Annotated in this window: 14 protein-coding genes and 2 riboswitches; of the genes, 6 read left to right on the plus strand and 8 right to left on the minus strand. The window is 68.2% G+C overall.

The genetic code is table 11. From position 1 onward, the window contains the following. Positions 1-102: 102 nt before the first annotated feature. On the minus strand, positions 103-1500 hold the full coding sequence (locus tag ACFVVC_RS13335; RefSeq protein ID WP_387453865.1) for a YibE/F family protein: 1398 nt from the start codon (positions 1498-1500) through the stop codon (positions 103-105). A gap of 140 nt (positions 1501-1640) precedes the next feature. On the opposite strand from ACFVVC_RS13335, the gene ACFVVC_RS13340 reads away from it, so the two are divergent. Continuing rightward, the gene (locus ACFVVC_RS13340; RefSeq protein WP_387453868.1) at positions 1641-2423 is read left to right on the plus strand and encodes an alpha/beta hydrolase; all 783 of its coding nucleotides are present in this window, start codon (positions 1641-1643) and stop codon (positions 2421-2423) included. A gap of 11 nt (positions 2424-2434) precedes the next feature. After that, complete coding sequence (locus ACFVVC_RS13345) at positions 2435-3262, plus strand: lysophospholipid acyltransferase family protein (protein WP_387453871.1); 828 nt, start codon at positions 2435-2437, stop codon at positions 3260-3262. A gap of 75 nt (positions 3263-3337) precedes the next feature. Here ACFVVC_RS13345 and ACFVVC_RS13350 read toward each other — a convergent pair whose 3' ends face one another. The 3 genes from ACFVVC_RS13350 to ACFVVC_RS13360 all read right to left on the minus strand — a co-directional run bounded on the left by ACFVVC_RS13350 (position 3338) and on the right by ACFVVC_RS13360 (position 6881). Next, positions 3338-4369, minus strand: a complete 1032-nt coding sequence (locus tag ACFVVC_RS13350; RefSeq protein ID WP_387453874.1) for a GNAT family N-acetyltransferase — start codon at positions 4367-4369, stop codon at positions 3338-3340. A 2-nt stretch (positions 4370-4371) separates the two neighbouring features. Beyond that, positions 4372-5757, minus strand: a complete 1386-nt coding sequence (locus ACFVVC_RS13355) for a glycine--tRNA ligase (RefSeq protein WP_387453876.1) — start codon at positions 5755-5757, stop codon at positions 4372-4374. Positions 5758-5885: 128 nt separating this feature from the next. Then, positions 5886-6881, minus strand: a complete 996-nt coding sequence (locus tag ACFVVC_RS13360; protein WP_387453879.1) for a DMT family transporter — start codon at positions 6879-6881, stop codon at positions 5886-5888. A 32-nt stretch (positions 6882-6913) separates the two neighbouring features. Here ACFVVC_RS13360 and ACFVVC_RS13365 point away from each other — a divergent pair, with 32 nt between their 5' ends. Next, on the plus strand, positions 6914-7147 hold the full coding sequence (locus ACFVVC_RS13365) for an RNA-binding S4 domain-containing protein (protein WP_387453882.1): 234 nt from the start codon (positions 6914-6916) through the stop codon (positions 7145-7147). A 31-nt stretch (positions 7148-7178) separates the two neighbouring features. On the opposite strand, the gene ACFVVC_RS13370 is transcribed toward ACFVVC_RS13365, so the two are convergent. After that, entirely contained in the window at positions 7179-7829 is a 651-nt protein-coding gene (locus ACFVVC_RS13370; RefSeq protein ID WP_387453885.1) for an alpha/beta hydrolase, read from the minus strand. A 77-nt stretch (positions 7830-7906) separates the two neighbouring features. Here ACFVVC_RS13370 and ACFVVC_RS13375 point away from each other — a divergent pair, with 77 nt between their 5' ends. Together ACFVVC_RS13375 and ACFVVC_RS13380 are read left to right on the plus strand one after the other, a co-directional pair. Further along, complete coding sequence (locus ACFVVC_RS13375) at positions 7907-8776, plus strand: SGNH/GDSL hydrolase family protein (RefSeq protein WP_387453888.1); 870 nt, start codon at positions 7907-7909, stop codon at positions 8774-8776. Between the two features lie 49 nt (positions 8777-8825). Further along, complete coding sequence (locus ACFVVC_RS13380; protein WP_387453891.1) at positions 8826-9374, plus strand: hypothetical protein; 549 nt, start codon at positions 8826-8828, stop codon at positions 9372-9374. 20 nt (positions 9375-9394) lie between these two features. Here ACFVVC_RS13380 and ACFVVC_RS13385 read toward each other — a convergent pair whose 3' ends face one another. From ACFVVC_RS13385 to ACFVVC_RS13395, 3 genes are all read right to left on the minus strand, one after another. Then, positions 9395-10531, minus strand: coding sequence for an alcohol dehydrogenase catalytic domain-containing protein (locus ACFVVC_RS13385; protein ID WP_387453894.1), 1137 nt, complete (start codon positions 10529-10531; stop codon positions 9395-9397). Positions 10532-10643: 112 nt separating this feature from the next. After that, on the minus strand, positions 10644-11759 hold the full coding sequence (locus tag ACFVVC_RS13390; protein WP_387453896.1) for a homoserine O-acetyltransferase: 1116 nt from the start codon (positions 11757-11759) through the stop codon (positions 10644-10646). Positions 11760-11771: 12 nt separating this feature from the next. Next, positions 11772-11887: riboswitch (SAM riboswitch) on the minus strand. A 99-nt stretch (positions 11888-11986) separates the two neighbouring features. Next, positions 11987-13312, minus strand: coding sequence for a bifunctional o-acetylhomoserine/o-acetylserine sulfhydrylase (locus ACFVVC_RS13395; protein ID WP_387453899.1), 1326 nt, complete (start codon positions 13310-13312; stop codon positions 11987-11989). A 43-nt stretch (positions 13313-13355) separates the two neighbouring features. Continuing rightward, positions 13356-13471, minus strand: a riboswitch (SAM riboswitch). A 229-nt stretch (positions 13472-13700) separates the two neighbouring features. Here ACFVVC_RS13395 and ACFVVC_RS13400 point away from each other — a divergent pair. Next, positions 13701-14997 (plus strand): S8 family peptidase (locus tag ACFVVC_RS13400; protein WP_387453902.1); only part of this gene is annotated, 1297 nt, incomplete at its 3' end.

Genomic DNA, 14997 nt, shown 5'->3' on the forward strand with positions numbered 1-14997 from the left:
CATTGTTGCAAAGCCGGGCAAATCGGGGGTTCCCCCTTGGCCGCACGGCTGTCTGGCGGAGGTTTCCGGCAGGCGCCGCGGGGCAGGTTGCCGCGCGTCCGGTCAGGCGCGGTCCGCCCTCCGGCCCCGGCGGGTGGCGGTTTCCGCGGCTGGTTCGACGCCTGCTCGCCGGTTGCGCTCCCCCACCGCGGCTGCGGCGAGCGCCCCGGTATCCGCCACGTCCCCGGGGTGGACGTCGCCGTCGTCGTGCGCCACGCCCCCGGCATGGCCCTCCACTGGCACGATGCCGGTGGCCTTGACCACGAGCACCGCGATCAGGGTGGTGACCGGGATGGCCAGGACCAGGCCGATGGAGCCCACCAGCGTGCGGATGACCTCCTCGGACAGTTCCGAACTGGTGAGCGTATCCATCAGGGGCCGGTCGTAGAGCATGACGATGATCAGGATGGGCAGTGCGGCCCCCGCGTAGGCGAAGGCGATGGTGTACACGGTGGAGGCGATGTGGTCGCGGCCGATCCGCATGGCGGAGGTGAACAGTTTCCGGGCGCTGCTGCCCGGTGCCAGTTCGTAGAGCTCCCACACGGCCGAGGACTGGGTGATGGTGACGTCGTTCAGGACGCCCAGTCCCGAAATGATGAGCCCGCACAGGATCACGCCGGAGATGGAGATGTTTGCCGAGGTGTTTACCAGGGTGGCGGCGTCATGGCTGCCGACACCGGCGAGGTTGGCGGCGTCGGTGGCCCAGGCGGCCAACAGCGACGTGATGCCGAGCCCGAAGATGGTGCCCAACAATGCCGTGGACGTCCTCGCCGAGAAGCCGTGCGCAAAGTAGAGCACCCCGATCATGATCACGGTGGAGCCCACCAGGGTCAGGAGCAGCGGCGGTTTGCCCTCCACCAGGCCCGGGAGCAGGAAATTGGCCAGGACGAAGTAGGCACCGACGAGTCCGATCAGGGCGCGGAGCCCGCGCCACCGGGCGACGGCGATCACCACTGCGGCATAGAGGACAGCGAGCAGGACAATGGGCAGCGTGCGGACGAAGTCCACGAAGATGTAGGCCGGCGAACCCTGTGACCCGGTGGCCCCCTGGGCCTTCGAGAGGTTCAGGTACCGGATCTGGTCACCGGGCTTGACCCCATGCGAAGAAGCCACATCCGGGTTGATAACCACCTTGACCGGGCTTCCGCCCTTGTCCGGCTCCGTGAAGGCGAACGTGCAGTCCGAGCCTTGGCTGGATTGCTGGCCGGGCGGCGTCTGCTGGCCGGTGCCCTGCTGTCCACCGCCCTGCTGGCTGGTCCCCTGCATGCAGTTCTCGGTCACCACGCTTTGGATGGTTCCCGTATCGAATGTCACGCCGGGGGCCGTGGAATACGGGTTGGCCAGCGTGATTCCGTCCTTGCTGCCCGACGGCCACAGCGCGGCCATCCCGGCCAGGGTCAGCAGCGCCAGCGGGATGAGGACCGCCGCCAGGATGCGGTTCGCCTTGCTGCGGGCAGCCATCGCTTGGGGTGTCGGCTCCGAATGGCTCCCGGAAGTGTGGGAGTGACCGGCGCCCATCAGCAGTACAACCTCATGGCTTGTACTCTACGTGCGGCGCCATAGGGTTTATAAATGGACCATCGGATGGGGAGGAACCAGGCATGGACAACGGTGGGACACGTGGAACCGATACTCGCGGCACGGGAAACAGCGGCGGCGAACAGGCCGGGCACGCTCCTGGGGCTCCCCTGTACCGTCCAGTACTGAGCGTCCTTGAGGCATCCGGCGCCACCAAGGGCGTGGTCCTGGTCCTGCACGGCGGAAGGGCCCACAGCCGCGCACCAGTGGAGGCCCGCCACCTGAGCCCGGCCAGGATGGTCCCGTTCGCCCGGGACCTGCACCGCACCGGCAGGAAGCACGGGCTCGCGGTCTGGTCCCTGCGCAACAGCGTCCGCGGCTGGAACGGCCCGGACATGACCCCGCTGCAGGACGCACGGTGGGCGCTTCGGCAGATCGAGGAGCGCCACCCCGGCGTCCCGATCTTCCTGCTGGGCCACTCGATGGGCGGCTTGACGGCCGTCTGCGCCGCCGACCATCCCCAGGTGGAGGCCGTGGTGGCGCTTGCGCCGTGGCTGAGCCCGGAGACCCCGTCCGCCCGGGTGGCCGGACGGAAGGTGCTGATTGTGCACGGAACCACGGACCACATGACCAGCCCGAAGCAGTCGCTGGCGTTCGCCCGCCGCGCCACTGCGGAAGCGGCAAGCATGCAATACGTGTCCCTGAGGGGTGTGGGGCACTTCATGCTCCGCAAGATCCGGGTGTGGCAGACGCTGGCCTCCGGTTTCGTCATCAAGTCGTTCGCCGAGAGCACGGGCGCCGCTGTCCGGCCGTCGCGGGCCTTTACGCAACTGCTGCCGGAATCGTCCGTGCACGTCACCCTCTAGGCCGGGTCCCGATGCCTTGGCGTCCCCCGCCCAACGACCGCTTCTACCGGGTCATCGTCCGTACCGGGCAGTTCCTGCGCTGGGCCCTCGGGCTGGACATCGCGGCAACGGGCGTGGAGAACCTGCCCGCGAAGGAACCGGCCACCGGCCCTTCCCGCCGGGCCTCCCCCGGAAAGGGAGCCGTCTTTGCCGTCACGCACTTCGGCTACGTGGACTTCGCGGTGGTCGAACTGCTCCTGTGGCGGCACACGCGTGCCCAGTTGCGGTTCCTTGTCCATCAAGGTGCCGCGGACCACTGGTTGGCCGGACCTGCCATCAGCGCCAGCGGCCATGTGGTGGTGGGCTATGCGGACCGTTCAGACGCCTACGACGCGGCGGTGGCCAAGTTGCGGGCCGGCGAGTACCTCGCGGTCTTCCCGGAGGCCGGGGTGAGCCGCAGCTTCACCGTCCGCGAGTGCAGGACCGGTGCCGTGCGGATGGCGGCGGAGGCCGGCGTCCCGGTCATTCCGGTTTCGGTCTGGGGTGCCCACAGGGTGATGACCCGCGGCCACGGCTTCTCCCTTCGGCGCAGCTGGCGGGCGCCGGTGCGGCTTGAAGTGGGAGCGCCCATCGTCTTTCCGGCTGACGTTGACGTGGAGGAAGCAACGGACGGTCTGCGCCGCACGCTCCAGGCCGGGATCGACCGGTGCACCGCAGGCTTCCCGCTGCAGCCCGAACCCGGGGCGTGGTGGATGCCGGCGCACCTGGGCGGCGCCGCTCCCTCGGACGCCGAGCGGCGGCGCCTGGACGCCGCGGACGCCGCCGCAGGCCGGCGTCGTGGTTTGCGCCAAACCAAGTAAGCGCCAGGCCCCGCCGTGAAGGTCACGGCGAAACCTGGCGCTGCCTCGGCTGCCGGGTGGGCGGCCCGGCCCCGCTCAGTCGGAGACCACCAAGGTTTCCGCCGCGGCGAGGCGGGCCTTGCCGGACTCCAGGAGGGGTTCGACGGCGGCGCGCAGGGCGGTCATGGAGTCGTCCAGCTCCAGCATCACCGGGTGCTGGTACGCGATGAGGGCGAGCATGTCCCGCACGGCCTCGGCGGCGTCCCCGGCGGACAACGCCGGCTCATGCCCCACGAAAACGTCCGTCGGCGTGTCCCGTCCTGCGGACTCGGTCCCGGGGGCGGCGTCGGGATCGGCCGGGGCCGCGTAGCTGACGGCGAAGGCCCGGATGCGGCCCTTCTTGCTCGGCGCCACGCCGGCTCCGAACGCCGATTCCGGCTTGGCCCGCAGCACGATGGCGCCGTGGGCGCCGGTGAGCTCGTCCAGGAACAGTTTCTGTACCTGTCCCACAGACAGGACCCCGGGTGAGTCCCAGTCGTGGATGGCGGTGTAGTAGCGTCCCACCACGTCGGTGAGCTCCACCGATCCGGTGGCCAGGTCCATGACGACGTCGGAGCCTGCGTTCTCGCCGCCGGCCGCACCGTCGCCGTCCTTGGCCGGGAAGACGGGCAGCCGGAGGGCGCCCGGTTCCACGACCACCAGGCGCGAGCGCTGGATGGGTTCCAGCCCGAATGCTTCGGCGAAGGCTGCGCCGGCGGTACCCGGCTCGACCTTGGCGCGCAGCCTGGTGACGCCCGATGGCGCGTTTTCAGCTTCGCGTCGCAGCATGGTCAGCAGGCTGGCGCCGATGCCGGCGCGGCGGTGGTCCCGGGCCACCTCTATGTAGGTCCAGAGGCGTTCCGGGTGCAGGGACGCCTCGTAGATGACGCCGGCGGCTACCGGGATGCCGACGCCGTCAATGACGTCCTCGGCCACGATGCAGCGGCGCCACGGGGTGCCGTCACGGCCGTTGGAGGACAGTGCCAGGGCGCCGCGGAACTGGCGTGCCTCGGCGGTGCCCGGGTCACCCCAGATCTCCAGGAGCGCAAGGTCGTCACCGTCGCGCCATGGGCGGTATTCGATGGCCATGCTCAGGCGCCGATCAGCCGTGCGGCCAAGTAACCCTCCACCTTGTCCAGGGAAACACGTTCCTGGCTCATGGTGTCCCGCTCGCGGATGGTGACGGCCTGGTCCTCGAGGGTGTCGAAGTCCACGGTGATGCAGAACGGGGTGCCGATCTCATCCTGGCGGCGGTAGCGGCGGCCGATTGCACCGGCGTCGTCAAAGTCGATGTTCCAGTTCTTGCGCAGCTGGGCGCCCAGTGCCTTGGCCTTGGGTGACAGGTCCTCGTTACGGCTCAACGGCAGCACGGCGGCCTTGACCGGGGCCAGGCGCGGGTCGAGCTTCAGCACGGTGCGCACGTCCACGCCGCCCTTGGCGTTGGGTGCCTCATCCTCGGTGTAGGCGTCCACCAGGAACGCCATGAAGGAGCGGGTCAGACCGGCGGCGGGCTCGATCACGTACGGGGTGTAGCGCTCGTTGGTGGCTTGGTTGAAGTAGCTCAAGTCCGTGCCGGAGGCCTTCGCGTGGGTGGAGAGGTCGAAGTCGGTCCGGTTGGCGATGCCTTCCAGCTCGCCCCACTCAGAGCCCTGGAAACCGAAGCGGTACTCGATGTCCGTGGTGCCCTTGGAGTAGTGGCTCAGCTTCTCCTTGGGGTGCTCGTAAAAGCGCAGGTTCTCGTCGCGGATGCCCAGGCCGGTGTACCAGGCCATGCGCTCGTTCATCCAGTACTTGTGCCACTCTTCATCCGTGCCGGGCTCGACGAAGAACTCCATCTCCATCTGCTCGAACTCGCGCGTGCGGAAGATGAAGTTGCCGGGTGTGATTTCGTTGCGGAAGGACTTGCCGATCTGGCCGATGCCGAACGGCGGCTTCTTCCGCGAAGTGGTCAGGACGTTGTTGAAGTTCACGAAGATGCCCTGGGCGGTTTCGGGGCGCAGGTAGTGCAGGCCTTCCTCGCTGGCGACCGGTCCCAGGTAGGTCTTGAGCAGGCCGGAGAACTCCTGCGGCTCGGTCCATTCGCCGCGGGTGCCGCAGTTGGCGCAGGCAATGTCCTTCAGGCCGTTTTCCGCCGGGCGGCCCTTCTTTTCCTCGTATTCTTCCTCGAGGTGGTCGGCGCGGTAACGCTTGTGGCAGGAGAGGCATTCCACCAGGGGGTCGGAGAAGACCTCGACGTGGCCGGAGGCCTCCCACACCTGGCGGGGCAGGATTACGGAGGAGTCAAGTCCCACCACGTCCTCGCGGCCGCGGACCATGGACTGCCACCACTGGCGCTTGATGTTTTCCTTCAACTCCGCGCCCAAGGGGCCGTAGTCCCAGGCAGAACGCGAGCCTCCGTAGATCTCACCGGCCTGGAACACGAAGCCCCTCCGCTTGGAGAGGGAAATGACCTGGTCGAGGACGGATTTTGCTGCCATGGGGTAACTCCAATTTCTACAGGGCCGCTGGGTGCGGTCCGCGGGTTGTCAGGCCCCGGCTGCTGCGTGCCTGTGGCACAGGGGCAGTGGCCCGGGGCGGATGAAGGAAAGCGGGGAAAGCTTGTGTCCTAGCGTACCGGCCGCTGCCTGCGCAGCGCGCCCCGAGGCCAGGGCAACGTGGCCAGGATGATGGCGCCGAGGGTGAGCAGGGTCCCCAGGACGGTGGCAGGGGCGACGACGGTGCCCGGGGCGGGCAGCGACAGGTCCAGTGCCAGGGATCCCAGGAGTTGGCCTGCGATCATGCCAAGCCCGGTGACCAGCACGCCGAGGCTGCGGACCAGCAGGGCACCCAGGCCGATGAACACGCAGCCCATGGGACCGCCAAGGTAATACCACCAGTCACCGGGCAACGGATTGCCCGGCCCGGCCACCGCGAGCTTCACGGCGAAAGCCGCCCACAGCACGATTGTGCCGGCCACGAAGTTGACCAGCGTGGCGGCGATGGGGGTGCCGTAGTGGACTGTGGCGGTGCCGTTCATGGCCTGCTGGAAGCTCATGAGGAACCCTGCCGCCACCGGCAGCAGCAGCGGCACGAGCAATGCACCCGGGCCGGCGTCGGTCCCGGCGCCTGCACCGCTGAACCGCGGCGACACTGCCCAGGCGACGGCGGCGATGGTCAGGACGCAACCGATGATCCGGATTCCCGTGACGGACTTCTTCCCGGCGGGGCCGATCCCCAGCCTGTCCACCAGCAGCCCGCTCACGGTCTGTCCCGTCACCGTGGCGACCGTAAAGAGGGCCACCCCGAGGAGGCCCACGGTGAAGGACTGGGCGAAGACGAACAGCGCGCCGATGGCACCGGCCAGCACGTAGATGCGGGGAAAAGCGCGGGTACGGACGGCCGGGAGGATGCCCGCCAGCCCGGCACGGCCCCGCGGCAGGACCAGCGAGATCAGGATCATCACCAGCAGGCCTGTGCTGAAACTCACCACGGCTGCGGCGATTCCGTCGTTGAGGCGGGCGCCGAGCGCCCCGTTGATGCGGCCCTGGACGGGGATGGCCAGGCCGGCGCCCACCGCCAGGGGCAGGCCTGCGAGGACGGGCAGGCGTGGAGGGGAGGTCATTGGATCCACCTTAGTTCAGGCATTATTGCTGTATGAGCAACCCCATTGACGACGTCCCCATCCGCGACAGCATGATCCGGCTGGGCCAGCTGTTGAAGCTTGCCAACCTCGTGGAGGACGGCGTGGAGGCAACGGAGCTCATCAAGAACGGGCTGGTGAAGGTCAACGGCGAAATCGATGACCGCCGCGGCCGCCAGCTGCACAACGGGGACACTGTCACCGTCAACGGGCACACCGTGAAGGTGGTCGCGCCGGAGGCGGGCTGACCTCCAAGGCCGGAGCGCCGCCGTCGTACGCCTACTTGGTGAGCACCTCGTGGGTGAGGAACTCCCCCACATGGCCGATCTCCTGCTCGTTGATGCCGTGCCACATGCCCGCGTAGAGCACCTTGGTGAGCTTGACGTGCTTGCGCACCCAGCCCATGGTGAACTCGATCTTGTCCTGGGTGATCACCGGGTCCTGCTGGTCCCGGCCCCAGAACATGGGGACGGTTCCGTCCAGTTCGGCGTCCTTGAACGTGGGGTCGCCGGCGGCGTCCACCACGAAGCCTGAGAGTCCGACGACGGCAGCGAAGTCCGTGGGACGCTGCCGCAGGAGGGTGGTGGCCATCGCCATGCCCATGGAGAAGCCCAGCAGCGAGACGGAGGGGTGGCCTGCCCTGATGGTGTCGATCCATTCCAGGACGTAGGCCGAAGCCGCTTTGACCCGGTCCAGGGAATAGTCGATGGACGCTGTCAGCGGGAACCAGGTGAAGCCGGGGCCCATGGCGATCGGCGCACGGACGGATGCCACCACGAAGTCCCCTGGAAGCATCCCGGCGAGGCTGAACAGGTCCTGTTCGTTGGCACCGTAGCCGTGCAGCAGCACCAAGAGCGGCTTGCCGGCACGCTGGTCTTCGGGGTGGGACCACAGGACAACGGGAGCGGGAAATACTTCGGCGTCAGTCATGGTTTCCATTCTTACAGTTACCCGAAAGTAACAACCTACGTTGGCGTAGCCAGTGAAGCGGAAGGCAGGATAGGACAGTGACTGACGCAAGTGCCATCCAGACCCCCTCCGTGCACCCCGGTTCCCACCCCTGGAGCCGGTACGTGGCGATGGGCGATTCCTTTACCGAGGGCATCGGCGACCCCGAGCCCGCAAGCCCCGGAGGCCACCGCGGCTGGGCCGACAGGGTGGCCGAAGAACTGGGCCGCACCAAGCCGGACTTCGCCTACGCCAACCTCGCCGTCCGCGGCCGGCTCCTGCAGCAGATCGTGGACCAGCAACTGGCTCCGGCCTTGGAACTGAAGCCGGACCTGGTCACCCTGTCCGCCGGCGGCAACGACCTCATCCGCCCGGGCGGCGACCCCGACGTGCTCGCCGAAAAGCTCGATTCCGTGGTCCAGATCCTGTCCATGGGCGGCGCCACCGTGGTCCTGTTCAACGGTCCGGACACCGGCTCCTCGGTCCTGGGCAGGATCCGGAGCAAGGTGGCCATCTACAACGAGAACCTGCGGACTGTCGCGGCGCGCCATGACGCCGTCATCGCCGACATGTGGTCCCTCCGGCAGCTGAGCGATCCGCAGATGTGGGACCAGGACAGGCTGCACTTCTCCCCGCTGGGGCACCACACCATCGCGGCCATGGTGCTGGACTCGCTCAACGTGGAGCACTCCCTGGAACCGCTCCAGCCCAAGGCGCTGCCGCCCCGGACCTGGCGCGAGGCAAGGACCGGGGACCTGGTGTGGGCCCGCGAATACTTCGTGCCGTGGGTGCTGCGCCGGCTGCGGCACCAGTCCTCCGGTGACGGCATCACGGCAAAACGGCCGACGCCGGGTCCCGTCTTCGGCCCGGGCGTGCCGCTGGGATCCGGTGAGGGTCCGCTGGGAACCTCGGAACCCAGCCGCCGGTAGCGCCGCCCGGGGTTACGCTGGAAGGACAACCTTTGAGAGGCGCGGCACCGTGAGCAGCTTGTTTGTCTGGATCATCATCCTGTCCTTCGTTGTCCCCACGGCCATGCGGATGTACCGGCGGTCCATGGCACGGCGGGACCGGGACCAGCGTTTGCCCGGCCAGTACCCGGGCCAGTTTCCGGGACAGTACGGGCCGGGCGGGTTCCCCGGGTCGGCGGGGCCGCAGAGCAACCAGCCCCGCGACGGCTACACCCAGCAGGACTACTTCTCCGGCGGCTTCCGCCAGCCCCGGCCGGCCGATGGTTCCCAGCCCCAGCCGTACCAGTACGGGCCACCGCCCATGCCGGACCCCCGGTACGGCGCTCCCCAGGAACCGCCCTTCCAGCAGTTCCCGGGCCAGCAGCAGGGTATGGGCCAGCAGTTCCCCGGCCAGCAGCCAGGTACCGGCCACCCGCCGTCAGGCCCGGCCGCTCCCCTGCCGGGAGCGCCCCAGGGGTTCCGTGCCCGGAAGCTCGCAGAACTGGACCAGCAGTACAGCAACGGCGAAATGTCCATGGAGGACTACATGAAGCGCCGCGGCGACATCATGAACGGCTGACGGCCTGGCGCCTCCACGCCTCAAGCCCGGAAGAGCCGCCTGACCACCCGCCCGGATGCCAGCGCGTCCAGGCCTTCGTTGATTTCGGCCAGCGGCCGGGTATCGGTGTGCAGCAGTTCCACCGGAAGCCTGCCTTCCCGCCAGTAGCCAAGGTACGCCGGGATGTCGCGGCCGGGAACTGCGTCACCCATGTAGGAGCCCAGGAGTCGTTTGCCGGCACCCGCGAACTGCAGTGCGGGAACCGTCAGTTCAGCAGAGGGATGGGGCAGTCCCACCGAGACAACCGCGCCGCCCCGCGTCACCAGGTCAAGGCAAGTGGCGATCACGCCCGCCGAGCCGACCGCTTCGACGGCAACGTCCACCCCGTCGCCGGCTGCCTCTTCAATCAGCGCCGCCGCGTCCTCCGGTGTGCCGGCCGCCGTGGCACCGGCGTCCAAGGCCAAGTGGTGCTTGCCAGGATTCGGATCGATGGCAATCACGCCGGCTGCCCCGGCGAGGCGGGCCGCCATGACGGCCGACAAGCCCACTGCGCCGAGGCCGAAGACTGCCACGGACTGTCCCGGACTGACACCTGCCGTGTTGAGGACGGCCCCCATTCCGGTGAGCACGGCGCAACCAAACATCGCCGCGACGGTGTCCGGGACGTCGTCGTCAATTACCACCACCGATTCCCGCGCCACCACGGCGTAATCCGCAAACGCCGAGACGCCCAAATGGTGGTTGATGCGCTCCCCCGCCGGCGTGCGCAGCAAGGCAGGCCCGTGAAGCAGGTCGCCGGAGCCGTTGACCTCTGCTGCGCGGTGGCAGAGCGCGGGCCTTCCGGCGCGGCACGCCCGGCAGTGGCCGCAACTGGGCACGAAGACCAGCACCACGTGGTCTCCTACGGATACGTCGGCTACGGCGTCGCCCACAGACACCACCCGCCCCACCGCCTCGTGGCCCAATGCCATCGGAAGCGGCCGGGCCCGGGAGCCGTCCACCACGGACAGGTCCGAATGGCACAGGCTCGAATACGTGATGGCAACGCCAAGCTCGCCGGCGCGGGGCCGCGGTTGGTCCAGCTCCTGCACCACCAACGGCTTGGCGTCAGCGTAGGTGGGCTTTCCCGGCGCCTGTCCGGCGGCGGGAACGGTCGAATAAAGGACGGCGGCTTTCATGACACGATCATGCCGTACTTCTTCTCGGGGCCGGCTGCACTGCGGCACCGCAGCGCGGCGGCAGCCCCGTGGTGGACGTCGGTCGCCCGCTGCCGGGATCCGGCGAGCGCTGCTACACCAGGAAGGAGGTCCGGAGCTGGTGCCCCAGCTGTCCGATCTCGGTCAGGAAGCCGTCATGGCCTATCGGTGCATTGATCATATGCACGCCAACCTCACCGGGCAGGGCCTGGGCCAATTCTCGGGACTGGGACGGGAAGTAGAGCCGGTCGGAATCGACGGCGGCAACAAAGAACCGGGCCGTGGAGGATGCCAGGGTTTCGACCAGCGGCCCGCGGCCCCGGCAGATATCGTGGCTCATCAGTGCCTCGGTGAGGGCGATGTAGCTGTTGGCGTCGAACCGGCGGACAAGCTTCCTGCCCTGGTGGTCCAGGTAGCTTTCCACCTGGTAGCGTCCGCGGTTTGCCAGCAATCCGCCGTGCAGGGGCGACTCGGGGGCCTGGGGCTCCCGGCCGAAGCGCCCTTCCAGTTCCGCGGCGGACCGGTACGTGATGTGGGCGATCCGCCGGGCCAGGGCCAGCCCGTCTTCCGGGCACGGGCCACCGTAGTAGTCGCCGCCGTTGAAGTTCGGATCCTGGCGGATGGCCAGCGTCTGGGCCTGGGCGAAGGCGATTTGTTCAGCCGTGCTGGCAGCGCCGACGGAGATGACGGCGCAGCGCTGCACCCGGCCGGGGTAGGTCACGGCCCACTCCAGGGCGCGGGCACCGCCCATGGAACCGCCAAGGACTGCGTACCAGCTCCCGATGCCCAGCTGGTCCGCCAGCCGGGCCTCCGCAACAGTGCTGTCCCGCAGCGTTACCAGCGGGAACCGTGACCCCCAGGGTGCTCCGTCCGGGGAAGGCGAGGACGGGCCAGTGGATCCGTAGCACCCACCCACGATGTTGATGGACACGACAAAGAAACGGTCCGTATCGACGGGAGCGCCTGGACCGGCCAGCTGTTCCCACCAGCCCTCTTCGTCAGTATCGCCCCGGGTCACGTGGGTGCTGCCGGTCAGGGCGTGCTCGATCAGGATGGCGTTGCTGCCATCTGCGTTCAGCGTGCCCCAGGTCTCGTACGCCAGGGTGACATCCGGAAGGTAGCCGCCGCCCTCCAGCTCGAGTCCCCCAATGGAGGCGTAGCGGACAACTCCGTGTTCGGGAATGGTGGTACGGGCGACGGTAACCGTCATGGCAAGACCTCTTCTACGCGCTTGCCTGCCGTCATTTGACCGGCAGGCCAGGTCTTCACCCGGGGCACCCCACCGCGGAAGGAGGGTTGCCGGCCAGCAAGCCGGGGCTGTCACTGGCACTCATGACCTGGTTCGAGTGTACGAAACACCCCCCGGTCCAGGCCAAGAGTGTGACTGGTTGTGACTTCCCGGCGCTGCCGGCCGGCGGTGCCGCAGCGTGCTGTCGATCAGGTGTCGGCGCCTCCCTTGGCCGCGCGGAAACCGGCCTCAAGGTCGGCCAGGATGTCGTCGATGTGCTCCAGGCCGACAGACAACCGGACCAGCCCCGGATTGACCCCGGCCACCACCTGCTGCTCGGGCGAGAGCTGGCTGTGGGTGGTCGACGCCGGGTGGATGACAAGCGAGCGGACGTCACCGATGTTGGCTACGTGCGAGTGCAGCTCCAGGGCGTCGACAAAGCGTTTGCCCGCCTCCGCGCCGCCTGCAAGGTTGAAGGCGACGACGGCGCCGGTCCCCTTGGGGCCGTACTTGCGGCCGCGTTCGTACCAGGGGCTGGACGGCAGCCCCGCGTAGGCGACCGATTCGACGTCGTCCCTTCTCTCCAGCCAGCGCGCCACCTCCGTGGCGTTGGAAACGTGCCGTTCCACCCGCAGGCTCAGCGTTTCCAGGCCCTGGGAAATCAGGAAGGCGTTGAAGGGCGAGACCGCCGAGCCGAGGTCGCGCAGCAACTGGACACGGGCTTTGAGGATGTAGGAAAGGTTGGCGCCCAGTGCGCCGCCCTCGCCAAGGTCCCGGGCGTAGACCAGCCCGTTGTACGTGGGATCCGGGGTGTTGAAGCCGGGGAAACGGTCAGGGTCCTTGCCGAAATCGAACTTGCCGGAGTCGACGATGACGCCGGCAATGGCCGAGCCATGACCGCCCAGGTATTTGGTGGCGGAGTGGATCACGATGTCCGCACCCCACTCCAATGGCCGGATCAGGTAGGGAGTGGACAGGGTGTTGTCCACGATCAGGGGAACGCCGGCGTCGTGGGCCACCTGGGAGATGCCTTCGATATCCAGGACGTCCTGGCGCGGGTTGGAAACCACCTCCCCAAAGAACAGCTTGGTGTTGGGCTGCACGGCATCCCGCCACTGGTCCAGGTTGTCCGGATCTTCAACGAAGGTGACCGAGATGCCGAACTTCTTCAAGGTATGGGCGAAAAGATTGTAGGTGCCGCCGTACAGGCTGGGGCTGGCCACGATGTGGTCCCCGGCCTCGGCGATATTAAGGACCGCGAAGGTCTCCGCGGCCTGGCCGGAGCTCAGCAGCAAAGCGGCCAGGCCACCTTCGAGGCTGGCGATCCGCTGCTCCACCGCGTCCTGGGTGGGGTTGCCAATGCGGGTGTAGATCGGAGCCAGTTCAGCCAGTGCAAAACGGTTGGCCGCGCTCTCGGCGCTCGGGAACACGAAGGACGTGGTCTGGTAGATGGGCAGGGCGCGGGCTCCGGTGGCGCCGTCAGGCTCCTGGCCTGCATGGATCTGGCGGGTTTCGAAGGACCATCCGTTGGACATCTCAGTCTCCTATGACATGGGCCCGGCATGCTGGGAGCACCACGGGCCGCGCTTGCTTTCCGGCCATTGCCGGACAGCCTGGTCCTCACCCGGGGCACCCCACCGCGGATGGAGGGTTGCCGGCCAGCGAGCCGGGGCTTGGCGCTGGCACTCATGACCTGCGCCCAGTGTAGGAACATCGCTCCGGCCGTGGACAGCATTGTGACGAACATGGTCTTGCCGCGATGTGCGCGATGGCAGTGTCATGCGGAGGTTTTCCAAGGTTCCACAAATAATGCGCAGGATCGCCCGAGCTTTGGCCGCCAGACTTCCTGGCTCGGATACCTTGGAAGCCGGAAGACATCATCCGGCATCTTCCCCTACCGAGCACAAAAGGAATCCGATTCCGTTGCCCCAGTCTTTGCGCCTGGCCGTTGGCGCCGCACTGTTGTCCGTCGTCGCCCTCTGCTCAAGCGGTGCACCGGCGCAGGCTTCGGCGCCGGCGGCGGCACCCACCTCGCCCGCTGCCGCTCCTGAAAGCGCAACTGGCCGCTACCTCGTCCAGTTCCCGCCGGGAGCCGACGTGCCAGCGGAGGCACGGGATTTGCGTGCCCAGGGTATTGGGATCAACCACACGTTTACGAAAGCGCTCCGGGGGGCGGCGATCAAGGCCACCCCGGCGCAGGCGACCGCACTGCTCCGTTCGGGCAGGGCATCGGCGGTGGAGGCCGACGCGGTATCGACGATTTCCGACACCGAGAAGCCGGCGCCCTGGGGCCTCGACCGGCTCGACCAGCAGGCGTTGCCTTTGTCCGGCTCCTACACGCACGACAGTTCCGGCCTTGGTGTCCGCGCGTACGTGGTTGACACCGGAGTCCTCGCCTCGAACGTGGATTTCGGCGGCCGCGTTGCAGCAGGCTGGACAGCCCTGTCCGACGGCGGCGGCACAAGTGACTGCAATGGACACGGCACCCACGTCTCCGGCATCATCGCCGGAACCGTCTACGGAGTGGCAAAATCCGCCACCATCGTGCCCGTGAGGGCACTGGCCTGTGACGGGTCGGGCTTTTACTCGGACATCATCGCCGGACTTGACTGGGTTGCCGGCGACCATGCCGCGGGCGCGCCGGCGGTGGTCAACATGAGCCTGGGCGGACCGGGCAGCAGCCTCCTTGACACCGCAGTCCAAAACGTCATCAACGACGGTGTCCCGGTCATCGTCGCCGCGGGGAATTCGGCCATGGACGCCTGCACCGCGTCGCCCGCCCGCGCCCCGTCCGCCATGACCGTGGCAGCCAGCGACTCTTCGGACCGGCAGGCGTCCTTCTCCGACTTTGGCCCATGCGTGGACCTGTACGCTCCGGGGGTAGGCATCACCTCAACCTGGAATACGTCGTCAACGGCCACCGCAACACTGAGCGGAACATCCATGGCCGCACCGCACGTCGCCGGAGCCGCGGCCCTGGTCCTCTCCCAGCGCCCTCTCTTCACCCCGGCCCAGGTGGCCGATGAGGTACTGTCAACGGCCGTTCCCGGAACGATCACAGCTGCCGGCGCCGGAACGCCAAACATGCTGCTGCACGTACCAACCGCTCCCCGACTGCCGGGAGCCTTCTCGTCCCAGGCCCCGTTCCGGCAACTGGACACCCGCAACGGCACCGGCGGCATCAGCGGCCCCGTCGCCCCCGGAGCCACCATCCGCGTCC

The organism is Pseudarthrobacter sp. NPDC058196 (assembly GCF_042882685.1).
GTDB lineage: Bacteria > Actinomycetota > Actinomycetes > Actinomycetales > Micrococcaceae > Arthrobacter.

Bases quoted from the DNA above. Each gene is read 5' to 3' on its own strand.
- ACFVVC_RS13335 (WP_387453865.1), bottom strand. From the start codon at position 1,500: ATGGCTGCCCGCAGCAAGGCGAACCGCATCCTGGCGGCGGTCCTCATC.
- ACFVVC_RS13340 (WP_387453868.1), top strand. From the start codon at position 1,641: ATGGACAACGGTGGGACACGTGGAACCGATACTCGCGGCACGGGAAAC.
- ACFVVC_RS13345 (WP_387453871.1), top strand. From the start codon at position 2,435: ATGCCTTGGCGTCCCCCGCCCAACGACCGCTTCTACCGGGTCATCGTC.
- ACFVVC_RS13350 (WP_387453874.1), bottom strand. From the start codon at position 4,369: ATGGCCATCGAATACCGCCCATGGCGCGACGGTGACGACCTTGCGCTC.
- ACFVVC_RS13355 (WP_387453876.1), bottom strand. From the start codon at position 5,757: ATGGCAGCAAAATCCGTCCTCGACCAGGTCATTTCCCTCTCCAAGCGG.
- ACFVVC_RS13360 (WP_387453879.1), bottom strand. From the start codon at position 6,881: ATGACCTCCCCTCCACGCCTGCCCGTCCTCGCAGGCCTGCCCCTGGCG.
- ACFVVC_RS13365 (WP_387453882.1), top strand. From the start codon at position 6,914: ATGAGCAACCCCATTGACGACGTCCCCATCCGCGACAGCATGATCCGG.
- ACFVVC_RS13370 (WP_387453885.1), bottom strand. From the start codon at position 7,829: ATGACTGACGCCGAAGTATTTCCCGCTCCCGTTGTCCTGTGGTCCCAC.
- ACFVVC_RS13385 (WP_387453894.1), bottom strand. From the start codon at position 10,531: ATGAAAGCCGCCGTCCTTTATTCGACCGTTCCCGCCGCCGGACAGGCG.
- ACFVVC_RS13390 (WP_387453896.1), bottom strand. From the start codon at position 11,759: ATGACGGTTACCGTCGCCCGTACCACCATTCCCGAACACGGAGTTGTC.
- ACFVVC_RS13395 (WP_387453899.1), bottom strand. From the start codon at position 13,312: ATGTCCAACGGATGGTCCTTCGAAACCCGCCAGATCCATGCAGGCCAG.